General features: G+C 59.0%; 9 protein-coding genes. 2 read left to right on the plus strand and 7 right to left on the minus strand.

Going from position 1 to position 14,743, the window contains the following annotated elements; genetic code table 11:
- Nucleotide 1: 1 nt before the first annotated feature.
- Nucleotides 2-1,159 carry an efflux RND transporter periplasmic adaptor subunit gene (locus FHS83_RS00685; protein ID WP_167079870.1) on the minus strand — a complete coding sequence of 386 codons (1,158 nt, stop codon included), beginning with the start codon at nucleotides 1,157-1,159 and terminating at the stop codon, nucleotides 2-4.
- Nucleotides 1,160-1,374: 215 nt separating this feature from the next.
- Between FHS83_RS00685 and FHS83_RS00690 the strand changes: the two genes are divergently transcribed.
- Both FHS83_RS00690 and FHS83_RS00695 read left to right on the plus strand, forming a co-directional pair.
- Complete coding sequence (locus tag FHS83_RS00690) at nucleotides 1,375-2,091, plus strand: response regulator transcription factor (RefSeq protein WP_167079872.1); 717 nt, start codon at nucleotides 1,375-1,377, stop codon at nucleotides 2,089-2,091.
- Complete coding sequence (locus FHS83_RS00695) at nucleotides 2,088-3,455, plus strand: ATP-binding protein (protein ID WP_167079875.1); 1,368 nt, start codon at nucleotides 2,088-2,090, stop codon at nucleotides 3,453-3,455. Before FHS83_RS00690 ends, FHS83_RS00695 begins: the two co-directional genes overlap by 4 nt.
- A 438-nt stretch (nucleotides 3,456-3,893) precedes the next feature.
- Here FHS83_RS00695 and FHS83_RS00700 read toward each other — a convergent pair whose 3' ends face one another.
- The 6 genes from FHS83_RS00700 to FHS83_RS00725 all read right to left on the minus strand — a co-directional run bounded on the left by FHS83_RS00700 (nucleotide 3,894) and on the right by FHS83_RS00725 (nucleotide 14,689).
- The gene (locus tag FHS83_RS00700) at nucleotides 3,894-5,990 is read right to left on the minus strand and encodes a beta-galactosidase (RefSeq protein ID WP_167079877.1); all 2,097 of its coding nucleotides are present in this window, start codon (nucleotides 5,988-5,990) and stop codon (nucleotides 3,894-3,896) included.
- 73 nt (nucleotides 5,991-6,063) lie between these two features.
- Entirely contained in the window at nucleotides 6,064-8,574 is a 2,511-nt protein-coding gene (galA, locus tag FHS83_RS00705; RefSeq protein ID WP_167079880.1) for a beta-galactosidase GalA, read from the minus strand.
- 17 nt (nucleotides 8,575-8,591) lie between these two features.
- Nucleotides 8,592-10,862 (minus strand): alpha-L-fucosidase, encoded by a 2,271-nt coding sequence (locus FHS83_RS00710; RefSeq protein WP_167079882.1) that lies wholly within the window; start codon nucleotides 10,860-10,862, stop codon nucleotides 8,592-8,594.
- A 51-nt stretch (nucleotides 10,863-10,913) separates the two neighbouring features.
- Entirely contained in the window at nucleotides 10,914-12,434 is a 1,521-nt protein-coding gene (locus FHS83_RS00715) for a GH39 family glycosyl hydrolase (RefSeq protein WP_167079884.1), read from the minus strand.
- A gap of 337 nt (nucleotides 12,435-12,771) precedes the next feature.
- A complete protein-coding gene (locus FHS83_RS00720; RefSeq protein WP_208414162.1) occupies nucleotides 12,772-13,560 on the minus strand; it encodes a LytR/AlgR family response regulator transcription factor in 789 nt (262 codons plus the stop codon).
- Entirely contained in the window at nucleotides 13,538-14,689 is a 1,152-nt protein-coding gene (locus FHS83_RS00725; protein ID WP_167079886.1) for a sensor histidine kinase, read from the minus strand. Before FHS83_RS00725 ends, FHS83_RS00720 begins: the two co-directional genes overlap by 23 nt.
- Nucleotides 14,690-14,743 lie beyond the last annotated feature (54 nt).

Below are 14,743 nucleotides of genomic sequence, written 5' to 3' on the forward strand. Positions count from 1 at the left end.
ATCAGCGCCCCGTCGACAGCGACACGACCGTCGCCTTCACAACCGCGCCGGGCTGGGCCTTAGATACCCCTTCGACGATCAACCGGTCACCGGCCGCCAGGCCAGAGGTAATCAACCACCGATCACCGACGGCGCGTTCGGCAGTGACTGTCTTCAGCACCACCTTGTTGTCGGCACTAAGCACGAGCGCGGTCGCCGCGCCCTTGGCGTCGCGGGTGATGCCCTGTTGGGGCGCGAGGATCGCCTTGGGCACAACAGCCTCAGGCATGATTGCCCGCACGAACATGCCCGGGAGAAGCACGCCGTCGGGATTGGGGAAGCGGGCACGGATCGTCACCGTTCCGGTCGCCTCGTCGACCGTCTGCTCGGCGAACTGCACCACACCGGCCAGCGGATAGTCCGTGCCGTTCTCGAGCTTCAGCCGCACCTGGGTGCTGGCCGGTAAAACCCCGCCAGATGCGAGAGATTGGCGTAACTCCAGCATCTTGCTGCTCGACTGGGTAATGTCGACGAAGATCGGATCCAGTTGCTGGATGGTGGCCAGCGCGCTGGTCTGGCTGGCGGTGACCAGTGCGCCCTGGGTGACGGTCGAACGGCCGATGCGACCGCTGATCGGAGCGGTGATCCGGGTGTATGCCAGGTTGATCTCGGCGGTGCGCAAGCTTGCCTGAGCCTGCGTCACCGAGGCCTGCGCCTGCCGCTCGGCGGCCAAGGCGTCGTCGGCATCCTGACGGCTGATCGCATCGCTTTCACGCAGCGCGCGATAGCGGCGCGCCTTGGCCTGAGCCGTGGCGAGGCTGGCCTGAGCACTGGCAAGTGAGCCCTGCGCCTGGTCTCGCGCGGCCCGCATCAGCGAAGGGTCGATCTGGTAGAGCGGCTGACCTGCCTGCACCAAAGCCCCCTCCTCGAACAGCCTCTCCTTGATGATGCCGGAGACTTGCGGCCGGACCTCCGACGTCCGATAGGCGTTCGTTCGCCCCACCAGTTCCGCGGTCAGCGACACCGGCTCCGTCTTCAGCACGACAAAGCCGACCTCTGCGGTCGGCGGCCCGGGAGGCGCAGACTTGCCACATCCGGCGAGGGTCAAGACCAGGGGGGCCGAGAGCACAAGGCCGAGCAGCGACGTGCGCTTGGAAGCAATAAAGTTAATGGGCCACATGGTCGTCTCGATCTCCTCGACGATTGGCCGAGGCCCATCGCAAGAGAATAAATGGCCAGGATATGGCCGCTGCGGTAGGACCAGTTGGTGTCCGATCGCAGCGTTTCGTTACGCCCCGCATCGCCGTCTTTCGGTGTGTAGCGGTTTGTATCGGTCTGTAGGGGCAAGGCCTTCAGGGAAGACGGCGGCGCCCTTGAATGCTAATGTTCCCGGTTATGAAAACTGCGCTCCCCGCTTCCATTCTGGTCGTCGACGATGACGCCGACATCCGCGAGATGATCGTACGCCAGCTGAAGCAAGCGACCTTCGACGCGACCGGCGCAGGCGATATCGCCGAGATGCGCGCCGCTCTCCAGGATCGGCCGGTCGATCTCGTTGTGCTCGATCTCAACCTGCCCGACGGCGATGGCCTGGCTGTCTGCCGCGAACTGCGCGCCGACGGTTTTGCAGCCGCGGTGATCATGGTCACGGCCCGCGACAGCGCCATTGATCGCGTGCTGGGCCTGGAGCTGGGTGCTGACGACTACCTGACCAAGCCCTTCGAGCCGCGCGAACTGCTGGCCCGCATTCGCAACCTGTTGCGCCGCATGCAGGCGCCCGAGACCGCCAAGCGGGTGGCTAACACAGTGAAGTTCGGCCCCTGGCGGCTCAATCGCCTAAATCGCCGCCTCATCGGACCCGACGAGGGTATTGTGATGCTGTCATCCAGCGAGTACCGGCTCCTCGACCGCTTTGTCGAGTCGCCCAATACGGTTCTCTCCCGCGAGGAACTGCTGCCTGAACGCCGGCAGACAGTCGCCTATGACCGCTCCATCGATTTGCAGATCAGCCGACTGCGCCAGAAGCTCGCCTTGGCGCCCGGCGGCGAGGACCTTATTCTGACGGTGCGCAGCCAAGGCTATCTGCTCGCTGCTTCGGTTGACGCGGAATGAAGAATATTGGCGAGCAGTTTCGCCGCCGTCACGACACATTGGCGGCGCGCATCTTTCTCCTGATCGCCCTCGGCATGGTCACCGCTGTGATCATTTCGCTTCTGGCGGCGGACCATGCCCGCAGGCAGGATTTTGCCCGCATAACGTTGGAACGCGTGGTCGCGAGCACCGAAGACATTATCAGCCGCTTTCAGCGCGCCCCGGTCGAGACCCAGATGATGCTCGCCGAAGGCCGCATCATTGGCGCGCATGCATCGCCGGCCGGCGCTAGGCCGACCGCAACCGATCAAGCTCTGACAGCCCTGCTCGCCAAACGCCTCGGTGCAAGTTTCCACCCTACCGCTGGCCAAGCGCCGGTTGAGGCGTGCTGGGACAAAGAGCAAAATGCTTCAGGAGCCGTAGCAGCGGGCCTCAACGGCGCACTGCGCCCCCAATGCTGGATCGTGACATTCACCGACCCTAACGGCGTGCGGCGCGCTTTGGCCATCGACCTTCCGTCGCTAACGCTTCCCCGAAGCGCCGCCTTGTCCCCTATTTTCCTATTGATCATCGTCGCAGCCGGGGCTGTCCTTGCCCTGCTCGCCGCGCGCTTAGCCGCCGCGCCAATCGCCCACCTATCACGCGCCGCTCAGTCCTTCTCGCTCTCTTCCGACCCAGAACCTCTGCCGGAACATGGCCCAGAGGAGGTACGCGCGGCCCTATCGACCTTCAATCTGATGCAGAGCCGCATCCGTGAGGGCTTCCGCGAGCGCACCCAGTTGCTGGCCGCCATTAGCCACGACCTTCAGACACCCCTCACCCGCCTGCGGCTGCGGCTCGAGCAGGTCGAGGATGAAGCTCTACGCGAACGCCTAATCTCCGACCTGGCGGCCACCCAGAAATTGGTACGCGAAGGTCTTGATCTGGCGCGCAGCACCGAAAGCGAAGAGGACCCGTCGACTGTTTACCTCGACCCTCTGCTGCAAAGCGTGGCCGAGGACGCCAGCGAGTTCGGCGATCGGGTGACTTTCGCCGATGGCTGCGGAGCCAGCGTACGGGTCAAACCCAACGCCTTGCTGAGATGCCTCGGCAACCTGATCGACAACGCCGTGAAATACGGCGGCGATGCCGAACTGCGCTGCTTCCGCGAGGAAGGGCAGTTCGTTATCACAGTGCGCGATCATGGTCCCGGCGTGCCTCCAGATGCGCTGGAGACGCTGTTCAAGCCCTTCGTGCGCGGAGAGACCAGCCGGTCCCGAACCACCGGCGGCACCGGCATCGGCCTGACCATCGCCCGAGCCCAGGCCCGGACCTTCGGTGGGACCGTCACTCTGGAAAACCATCTGCAAGGCGGCTTAGTCGCACGGGTGACGATACCTGCTTAACGGGCTTTCGATTTGAGGTCGCGCCTCGATGCAGCGCACATTTTAGGGCCTGTCTGAGACTCGACCTGTGCGTGCTACGGCAGCCGCTCACTTAAACTGATACGCCGTTGCCGCTTTGATCGCCAAGAAAGCCAAAACGGCTTCCGCAAAAACCACCAACAATCTTCTCATCTCGTTGCGCCGTCTCGTTGAGCGGGCAAGGTCATTTATGGCGAAGGGCTGATCTTCAAAGGCGGCTCGCATGCCAGCGAACAAGCAAGTTATCGGCAATGCAAAGGCCGCGGCCCTGCTTGCAGGCACCCAGCCACGCAAGGAATGGGAAACCTATTACAAGCTTTGAACTCGATAGCTGCCATGGCCGGGAGACCGGCAATGGCAGAACCCGCTGTATATACCCGCTAAATCTTTTGCCGATTACGTCCTGGCATCGTCCAGAGATTAGCGAGAGTTCTTTAAAACCGGTTCGACCAGATCCACGCCATATCCTTCAAGATGGATGGCTTTGCGATATTTCGCACCCGTCAGGATGCCATTCTGAGGGCTGTCGATCAGAATATCCTTCGCCTCGGTGGTCGTATTGACATAAAGCGTACGACCATCGACTACGCGCGCATAGACCCCGACGGGCGTCTCCGGCCCGCGCTTGATCCCGAGCTTGGCGTATAGGGAATGCAGAAGCGGCCCCATGACCGCTTCCTGAGAGGCCGTCGCGACATAGATCGCCTGACCTTTGCCATAGGTATTGACCGTGATCGCGACCGGCTTATCAGGCATGTTGGCCAGCCAAGCCAGCGGCTTCGCCGTATCGAGATGCAGGATTTCGTAGTAATTGTCCGTCAGCGGAACAATCTTACCCTCGAACATCATTTCAAGCCGCTTGTCGGCGCGTTCGAAAACACTTGTGTGCAGGCCGAAGACATCGCTCAACCGTCCGGGCAGCGGCGTCTCAAACCATCTCGAATGCTCGTCCGCCTTGGCGGAATAGCTGGTCATCACGACAGTCCCGCCGCTCTTCACATAAGCGCGCAGCGCAGCGGCGCTCGCCTCGTCCATGATGTAATCGGCGGGCACAACAACCACCTTGTAAGCGGACAAATCCTCATGCCCGAGGCCAATCACATCCGCATCGATGTTGTCGTTATAGAATGGCGCAAAAGCTGCTTGAGCCTGCTCCGCATAGGGAAGCTTGATGTAGTCCTTCACCATACTGCCATAGGGCGGCGCAGAGGCTACCGCGCTGTCAAAGGAATATGCGATCGCCACATCGGCCTTTTCCATCCGGGGAAAACCGAGAGATTGGAGTTTCTTGAATTCGGTGGCGATCTGGGTGAACTCGTCCATTTTCCAAAGCGACGTCCCATCATGATCCAGAAGACCAAACAGCGCCTGCTCTTCGCCGCCCCGATGGGTGTTGAAGGTCCAGGCCAGCAATGCCTGGCTTCCGTCGATCAACCCCATGTAGGCCCACATCCGGCTGCGACCGCGCGTGCCGTAGCGCGCTCCATCTCCCATGACGGTGAACTCGTTAAACCATAGCGGCGTATCGAGGCCGGCCTTCATGCGGCGCACGTCAAACGCAGAGCTCACCGGCGTACCGGGATAGAAACCCCACGCACCGTATGAGACGTATTTGCGATAGCTCGAAAGATAGTCGAAGCCCTTGCGCGGGCTCGTATCCCACAGGTTGGAAAGCGCGGGTTTATCCGGCGCATTCTTCTGACGCACCGCTTCAAGATCTTCCAGCGTTGCAATGATCTGATCCGACCAGAACTTATGCAGGTCGAGATAACGCTCCGGCGGACCGCCCGGATCGTTCTTGTAAGGAAGCGCTACCTGATCCCAGCTGGATACGCGCCGCGACCAGTTCTGGCTCAGCCAAGCGGCATTCAGCGCTTCTAGGGTGCCATATTTCTTCTTCAGCCATTCCACGAAGCGGGCCCGTGTCGCAGGCGACCAGGACATATAGCTATTGCCGATTTCGTTATCGTAGCCGATCGCAAAAAGCGCGGGGTGATGCGCGTAACGTTTGAGTAGATGTTCGGCGAGTTCCTTCGCCTTGCGCCGGTAATCGGGGTCCGAGATGTCCTGCATATACCGGTCGGAAGGATAAAGCGTGGCGCCTTCCTGATTGATGATGTTCACGCCAGGATATTTCTGATGCAGCCACAACGGGGCCGGCAACCCAGGAATATCCAGGATCACCTTGATGCCAGCAGCTTGCATCTGATCCATGATCGCGTCGAACCATGCGAAACTATAACTTCCGTCTGCCGGTTCGAAGGAATCCCAGGACAGATCGCCCATCCGCACGACCGTGAAACCCGCCTTCTTCATGATGGCGATGTCGGATTTTATCTGCTCCGGCGTGCGCTCAATCGGTTGATAGCAGGTGCCGACAAAGAGCTGTCCCTTGCCCGGCCAATCGGGATGGCCCGCAGCCGATTGTGCGAAGGCTGGAAACACAGCCCATCCCAGAAGTGCTGCCGCCGCAGCGGCGCGGCCCAATGAACGCCACTTGGCTAGTTCTTTTCTCATCGTCCAACTTCTCGTCATGCCAGAAAGAAACTAGCGGAGTGGTGCCATGTAAGGCGGTGCCAAATTTTCAGTATCAACGCACTGCCAGACGCCGCTTGGCCGGTTTCACCCGAACCGAAATGGCAGCTGGCGTTAGTGTTCCGTCTTCTGAAGCCGCCGCGATGTGGATGATACCCGGCTGATTTGTGGCCTGGACGATAATCTGCGCCAAGCCGTTGAAGAGCGAACGCCTCGGGTCCTTGTCGCTTTCCAGGCAGTTGGGGTCGCCATTGCCGACACCGATCAACCTGCCCGAACCTGAAACCCGGAAGGCTAGCTTGTTGCCCGCCGTCGGCACCGGACGGCCATGACTGTCGAAGGCCTCAACCCTGACCAGCACCACATCTTCGCCGTCTGCATTGATCTCTTTGCGATCCGTGGAGAGACGAAGCCGCGCTGCGCCTCCACTGGTTTCACGCTTTTCCACCAGCACGATGGTGTCGCCTTTATACCCGCGCGCCTCGATAACGCCCGGCTGATACGCCACCTTCCACTGAACATGCCCGAGATGCGGCACGTTCTGGCGCCCAAGGCTTCTGCCATTCAGGAAAAGCTCGACGGACTCAAGGTTGGTATAGACCCAGACGGCAACATCTTGGCCTTCCTTGCCTTGCCAATTCCAGTGCGGGAAGAGGTGCAAGGACGGCTCCTTCCGCCACCACGCTTTGTAATAGTAGAAGTAGTCCTTCGGAAATCCGCACATATCGACGATGCCGAATTGCGAGCTGATGGAAGGCCAGCCATAAGGCGTCGGCTCACCACGATAATCGAAGCCGGTCCAGGCAAATCCCCCAGCCAGCCAGTCGCGCGTGCCGTAGAAATTCCACCAGGCTTCAGGCGTCTTTCCCCAATCGGCCGCGCCGTCATAGCTGTTCACGGTATTGCGCTTTGGATCGGTAATGTACTCGCCGCGCGTGGAAAGTGCGCTCGAGGTCTCCGAGCCCACCACGGGGCGCTTGGGATGGCTGGCGTGGAATTTGTCGGGCCATTTCTCTTCGTTGTAGTTGAACCCGATCACATCGACCGCCTCAGACACGCCTTTCTCGTTATCCCCATTCACAGCGGTGGTCACCTGCCGGGTCGGGTCCAACTCATGGCAGCGGCGCACCATCGTGGCGGCGATCTTCTCGCCCTGCTCGGCCATTTTATCCTGCAGCAGCCACTCTTCATTGCCTATGGACCAGATGATGATCGACGGCGCATTGCGGTAGCGCTTGATCATGGCCTCAAGTTGGGCCATGCCTTCCGGGTTCGAATTCATCAGCCGCGTTTCGCACATCATCATGACACCCGAGTGGTCACAGGCCTCCACCCATTCTGGCGCAGGCATATTGTGCGAAGTGCGCACGGCATTGCAGCCCATCTCGCGCAGCACCGACAGGCGGAAGTTTTGCAGCGCATCCGGTAAGGCGGCGCCAACACCGGCGTGATCTTGGTGATTGCAGGTGCCCTGGATTTTCACCACCTCGCCATTAAGCAGAAAGCCCTTATTCGCATCAAACTCCGCCGTGCGAATACCGAAGGAAACAATCTCCCCATCACGCTGCTTGCCGCCAGTCGAAACCGTTACGGCTGCCGTGTAGAGATTAGGGGTCTGCGGCGACCACAGAAGCGGATGGGGGACTGGCGCCGAGGCCGAGAATTCCGCCAATCCATCCGCTGGGACATCTTGCTCCGGGCTTTGCACCGTTGCGACCGTGGTGCCCGCCGCATCGCGGATCACCCATGTCACTTTCGCCCGCGTGGCCACGGCTTCGCGGTTCTCCACAATCGCGGTCAGCGCAAGGCTGGCAGTGTCGCCGTTCAAGGTTGACCGTACAACGCTTTCCCAGCGGCCCAGATGAACCGCATCGCTCTTAGTCAACCAAACATGGCGATAAATACCGGCGCCTTCGTAAAACCAGCCATCGCCGAAACTCGCATCAACCCGGATCGCGATAACATTCTTGCCGCCATACACGAGAAAATCGCTGAGGTCGAATTGGAACGGCGCATAGCCATTGGTGTTGCGGCCGATGAAGCAGCCATTGACGAAAACGAGCACGTCGCGGAAAGCACCATCGAACGCGATCACAATCCGGCGCCCAAGCTCTGCCGCCGCGATGTCGAATTCGCGGCGATACCAGCCGACGCTGGTCTCAGGATAGCGCCGTCCAAGCGGCTTATAGCCATGGGATCTGAGCTGGCTGTCGCCTTTTGCGGTATCGTCTTTGACAAAGGGCAGTTCCACGGCCCAGTCGTGCGGCAAATCGAGCGGCCGCCACGCGGAGTCGTCAAACCCCAATTTTGCGAAAGAAAATTCGCCGGTCTTGGCAAAATCGCCCTGCCCCATACCGAAGCCGAGATCCTTCGCCGGATCGCTGCCGTGACCAAAAGTGAATTTCCAGCCGACATCGAACAGAAGCTGTTCACGGGGCGCGATTGCGTTTTCTGCTGCTGCGGGCATGGACGCGTTGGCGGCAGCGAGCGCTTGCCTTCCCAGCAGCGCCGGGGCCGACAAGGCGACACCGGTCGCGACGAGATCGCGGCGCGTGATCTGAACCATCAAAACCTCCCTAAAATTTATTTGGCCGGATCAGACGGCAAAACGCTGATTTCGGCAATGCCCGCAACTTGGCCTTTAGCTAACTTCAGCGCGGTAAAACGGAAGTAGCGCGCCGTAACGGGCGCAAACGTGACCTCCTGAAGTGCCGGATCATTCGCAATATTACCGAAGCGATCATTGGCAATAACGGTTGTCCAGTTTCGCCCGTCGGTGCTGGTTTCGAGGCTATAGCTATCCACGGCGCCAGACGCATCACTGCTCGGCAGATAGGAGAAGCCTCCAATCCGAAGCGCCCGCCCCATATCGACTGTCATGGACGCCGGCAGGGTTCCATTCTTTGCGTGCCACACGGTCGCCGAATTGCTGTCGATAGCGGCATTATCCTGGCTGCTGCCAACCAGCTTCCACCCTTTTGGCCTGAAGCCCGCGAAGCGACGGGAGGCGAGCATTCCAAGACGGCCGTCCTCCGCCACACACGCAGCACTCACCGTTCCACCCTGTTCCAAGGCAAGCGGGCCGCTATAGACGGGCGATTGCAACGTCGGCACCGATCCATCCGTCGTGTAGACGATCTTGAGGCCGTTGGAACTGTTGAGCGTGACCACACCATCCAGGCTGCGTTCGGATATGACCGGCGGCTGCACAATTTCGGCCTGCTTGAAGAGACCGATCTCGGCCAGCGAGGGTTCCAGCCGCGAGCTGGTAATACGAATGCGTATCCGATCGCTCGTCACAGGCTCATTCCAACGCAGCAGGCGCTTGTGGCCGATGGTGGTCTGCGCGTCCATCTGCTTCCAAGCGGAACCATCCCAAATATCGACGGCAAAGGCTTCGATCCGCTGCCCGCGATGATCCACGGCTTCCTGCAGCGAAACTACATCAAATGTTTTCGCCTTTGGGAGCGTCAGGATGAGCGTGACCTGTTTATGGCCCGGCGCGGCTGCCCACCAGCTGTCGAGATTTCCGTCAATTGCGCTTCCAGGTTCGTGTCCCTTGGCCGATGTATCGGCAGAGAGCGTCGCACCGGCTGCAAGGTTGTTGGCGAAGGTTTCGCGAATGACCTGTGCCATCAGCCGCAAAGAAGCGAGTTGATTTTCGGGAATGAGCCCACGCGTATCCGGCGGCAGATTGAGCAGATAATTGCCGTTGCGGCCAACCGATTGGTAATAGAAGTCGATCAAATCCGATGCGGTCTTGACCCGCTTTTTCGGATGCCAGAACCAGCCATAGAGGATGGAGGTATTTACCTCCGCCGGGTACCACCACAAATGCGATCCAGGCACCAGCTTGGCCCGACTGCCCAAATCCTCGTCCTGCATATCGGGCCAATTGAAATTCTGCGGCGCAGTCGGCAAAGGAATAACGCTCCATTCCGTCTTCCGCCCTACGCCGCTTTCATTGCCAACCCAGCGTGCATCCGGGCCCTTCCCAAAAATGATAGCGCCAGGCTGAAGCTTGCGGATGAGATCGTACCATGCGGTATAATCATAGGCTTCCTGTACGCTTGGATCCGGATTGGCGCCATCGAACCACACTTCCTGGACCGGTCCATATTCGGTGAGCAGCTCATAAAGCTGGTTGAGGAAATAGCGGTTGTAATCGTCGACCGTATAGCTATAGCGCGCGAAGCCCGGTGTCGCGGCACGCCCCTGCGAGGGATCGGATTGGAACCGCGCGGGGTCGGTCGGAATCACCGAGGGGCGCTTGGTGCTGCCATTGCCATATAACGGATTAGGGTTCTTGGGATTGGTCTTGAGCTGCCATAGATCGGCAGGCGAGAGATAGATGCCGAGCTTGAGACCATATTTGCGCGCCGCATCGGCGACTTCACGGACCAGATTTCCCTTGCCGCCGCGCCACGGACTCGCCGCCACCGAATGCTCGGAATAACGTGTCGGCCACAAATTCAGGCCATCATGATGCTTGGCGACCAGAATGATCATCCGCCCGCCCGCCTCTTTCATCGAGCGTACCCACTGTTCGGCATCGAGCGCCGTCGGATTGAAGATGGCGGGGTCTTCGCGGCCGTCGCCCCACTCCAGGCCACGGAAGGTGTTCGGCCCAAAATGCAGGAAGAACGTGTTCTCCAGCCGCATCCAAGCCTTCTGGTTTTCCCGCGGCAATACCTTGGCGGCCTTTTCCGCGATGACGGCATCGGAATCACCTGCTGCGATCACCTGGGTATCGCCATAGGCTAGCGGGGGCGTGCTTTTCGCACTCGCAAGCTGCCCGGCTGCCAAACATAACGCCGCAAATCCCACGGCAAGTCGCGTTGTTGAAGGCTTCATTTCAAAGGTCCAGAGCGGGAGTAAACACGAAATGGCGTGAACTCGCCCCCATTAACGCGGGGCCTTTTCCAACCTGACGAGCACAACATCATTCTGCCGAAGCGCGATCGTGCGATGGAAGGTTCCATCTGCGCCAACCGTCACCGTCTCGCTGCGCTCCGGACTGTCGGCGGAGAGCCGCTGCAATTCGGCAACCTGATCCGCCGAGAGATCCTTGGGCATGCCCCACTTCAGATATTGTGTGTAAGCGTCATTAGCCGCGTATCCCGTGCGGTACACCGAAAGCCGGTAAGAACCCGGCGAAAGATTGGAGATATTCAGCTCGGCGGGCGCGACTGCCACAGACGGCCTGATTTTGCGGAAGAAGGGACGGTTGCTCTCCTTCTGGTCCGGCATTGTGTAATCCCAGATGAGACCGGCGAAGCCGTTCTCGGTCTTGGTCAGAACCGATCGTGTATCGGCGCCAATCAGGGCCTGAGCTCCGAGTTGGTTGAGGTATTTGTACGCGAAAAATGCCGCCTTGCGGATGCCCTCGCGATTGACCAGACCGAAGCCGCCATGGAATGACGAAGGCGGCGGACCAGCCTCCTCGAACAGATCGGTATAGGTCCAGTAGCTCATCGACTGGGCCCCACCTTCGGTCTTCTTCAGCTTGTCGAGGATGAAGGCCGCGCTCAGATAATCGTCGTGAATTGGGTCGCGCGGATTATAACTCGTGCTCCACTCCGTGAAATAGAGCGGCAGGCCGGGCGCATCAGCCTGAATCTCGCGGCGTACATTCCAAACATCATTGCTGATCGACCCCGGCTGCGGCGCCAGCTTATTGTCGCCCTCGCCTTTTTCGTCGAGAAAACCCCCATTAACACCGTAAGCATGGGTAGTAATAAAATCGACGGCGGCACCAGATTCTTTTGTGTGGGCGAGAAATTCTGGAACCCAGGCTGCGCCAGCCGTCGAGGGGCCGCCGATCAGCAATGCCGGATCGACCGCTTTAATCGCCTTCGCAGTCACATCATAGAGTTTGAAATAGGTCTGCTGATTACCGTCGGTCCAGAAACCGTCCAGGTTCGGTTCGTTCCACACCTCGAACCGCCATGAGCGCACCTCGGCCACACCGAAGCGAGTTTCCAGATGGCGCGCGAAGGCCGTCATAAAGTCCGACCACTTGCCCCAATCTTTGGGCGGCGAACCATTGCCCTGCCAATAGAAGATCGTTTTGGTTCCACTGGCCAAATCATGCGGCATAAAACCAATCTCGACAAACGGCTTCATGCCCGTCTTCAGGATCGCATCGTAGACCGCATCGATCTTGTCGAAATTATAGACAGGCTTGCCGTTCACTTCATGATAGGCATCCATATCGTCGTGCAGGATGCCGTGGAAACGAATGAACTTGAACCCGATTTCATCATGCACCAGCTTCAGCTGGGCGAGATTATCGGGCCGCAGCAGAATACCGGGATGATCGGCACCAACACAGTCCTGCCAAGCCATGTCGCGCTGCCCGGCCACCATGTTCATATCTAAAGAAAACTGGCGCGCGGGCGGCTGCGCCATGAGAGGCAGCGTCATGAAGGCAGCTGCGGCCAGGCCTAAAAGCGTACGACTAGAATAGATCACCCGTTCCCTCCCGCACTCTTCGAGAGACGTTCAGACAAGACTTCCCGCTAAAGCCGACCGGACGCATGCGCGGCCAGCAAGCACTCTATGGCAAGTCTTCGGTGGCCATGACCCAGCCACATCCGAAATCTCTTCCCTTTGCGCCGTACTTCGGTCGGTCGGCGCATTTATATGACATCTACTATAGAGCTCGCGCGATGACCTCTGGAAAATGTTCCGGGGTGGATTTGGGATATGCAGAGAGGACTGGGCCTGACATGAACCGGACCACCTAAGTTGCAGGCACGCCTTACAAAGACTGGCCTAGACGCTTTTCAACTTCTGCCCGAAAATTCCTGCTCAATGTCAAACGCGTTCCATCGCGCAACAAAACCTCGAACTCCCCGTGAGAGATGGGCTCAAGATGCGTAATCGCCCTGATATTAACGACACTCGACCGATGTATGCGCACAAAGCGCATTGGATCGAGGCGCTTCGTGACGGCGGCCAGTGACGAGCGGTAGACGCACTCCTTGCCCTGGAAATGCAAATTGACATACACCCCCGCCGCCTCGATCCAATCGATCTCGGAGGCCATGAGCAGCTTGGTCACACCACCCGTTTTGATCACCAGCCAGTCCCATAATACACCCGACGCTTCGCGCTTGGACACAAGCCCCATGACATTCGGGCCAATGCTTTTGCAGTCCGAATTGCGAAGACGGGCCTTCGCGCGCGCCACGGCTTGATGGAAACGCTTGTCGCCGAAAGGCTTCAAGAGATAGTCCACCGCATCTGCCTCAAACGCCTTAAGCGCATACTGGTCATAGGCGGTGACGAAGATCGTCAAAGGCATGAGATCGCTGCCGATGGCGTCGATTACGCCAAAGCCGTCGACCTCCGGCATTTGCACATCCAGGAATATGATATCGGGCTTTTCACTTTCGATCGCCGCGACGGCAGCCAAGCCGTTCTCGGCTTCGGAAATAGTGCTGATTTCAGGATCGTCAGAGAGCAAATCATGCAGGCGCCGGCGAGCTGGCGCCTCATCATCTACAAGAAGAACTCTGAACGCCTTAAGCCGCTGCTGTTCCATCATCCCCTGCTCCAGAAAATCGCAACGGCACGCGCATAACAACGGCTACGCCACCAACATCACGGCTCCCGATCCAGAAGGAGTGTCTTGTTCCGGGATAAAGCCCGGCAAGACGCTCGCGAGTTGCCCGAATCCCGAGCCCCTTGGCATTTTCGAGATTGCAGCCGTTCGACAGCCCCACTCCGTCGTCCACCACCACAATTTGCAGTATGCCGCCTTCCCGCATCGCGGATATGTTCACACAGCCTCCCTGCGCACGTTTTCCAAGGCCATGACGTATAGAGTTTTCGACAATCGGCTGAAGCAACATGCAGGGCACCATCGCTTCCATCAACTCTGGCGGAATGTCCATACCGGTCTGAATACGGTCTCCGAACCGCACCCTCTGAATCGCCAGATAATGTTCAAGCAGGATGATCTCCTGTGCCAGCGATATTTCCTGGTTATCTTTGTAGTCAAGCGAGAGACGAAGCAGAGCCCCGAGATCCTCGATCATATCCCGCGCCAGCTCCGGGTTTGAGATCACTTCAGAAGATATCGTATTCAGGGCATTGAACAGGAAGTGCGGCTCGAGCTGCATCCGCAGCGTGTTGAGATGCGATTCCAAAAGCCGCCTCTCAACGCGCTCCAGTTCGATCTGCCCTTGCATGAAGCTGCGGTGATATCGAAGCGCCTCCAACATTCCGATAATGGCGAAGCTCATCAGCCAGCCGCCGAGGAAATAGTAGGTGACGAACTCCGGCGTTCGAAGCGGGTTCCACCAAATCTGGGGGTCGGCATACAGCAAAAAAGCCGTCAAATAGACGTGAACGAAACTGAAAGGACCACTCAACAGCAGGAAAATGGCAACGCGCAGCACTGGCCTGCCGTCATAACGCGAAAGTACACGATCCACATACAGAAACAGGGGAGTTAGCAACGCCCATGCCCAATACTCAATCAGCTTGTTGATGACATTCGGCCAATCAAACTTTGCGACAGCATGCGGTACAGCCATCAGCAAGCCGATGAATGTCCACCCAAGAAAGACCAGCAGTACCTTTTGCCAGCGCGACAGGCGCCCCACAGCAACTCCCCCGGTTGAAGCTATTGGCTTTGCCGCTCCCAGTCTTACGCTTCCGGTCAGGTCCATTTCGAGTAACCGCCCGTACAATCGTTCGCCCTAACCGTAACCCAGCCAATTATC

Source organism: Rhizomicrobium palustre, assembly GCF_011761565.1.
Taxonomy (GTDB): domain Bacteria; phylum Pseudomonadota; class Alphaproteobacteria; order Micropepsales; family Micropepsaceae; genus Rhizomicrobium; species Rhizomicrobium palustre.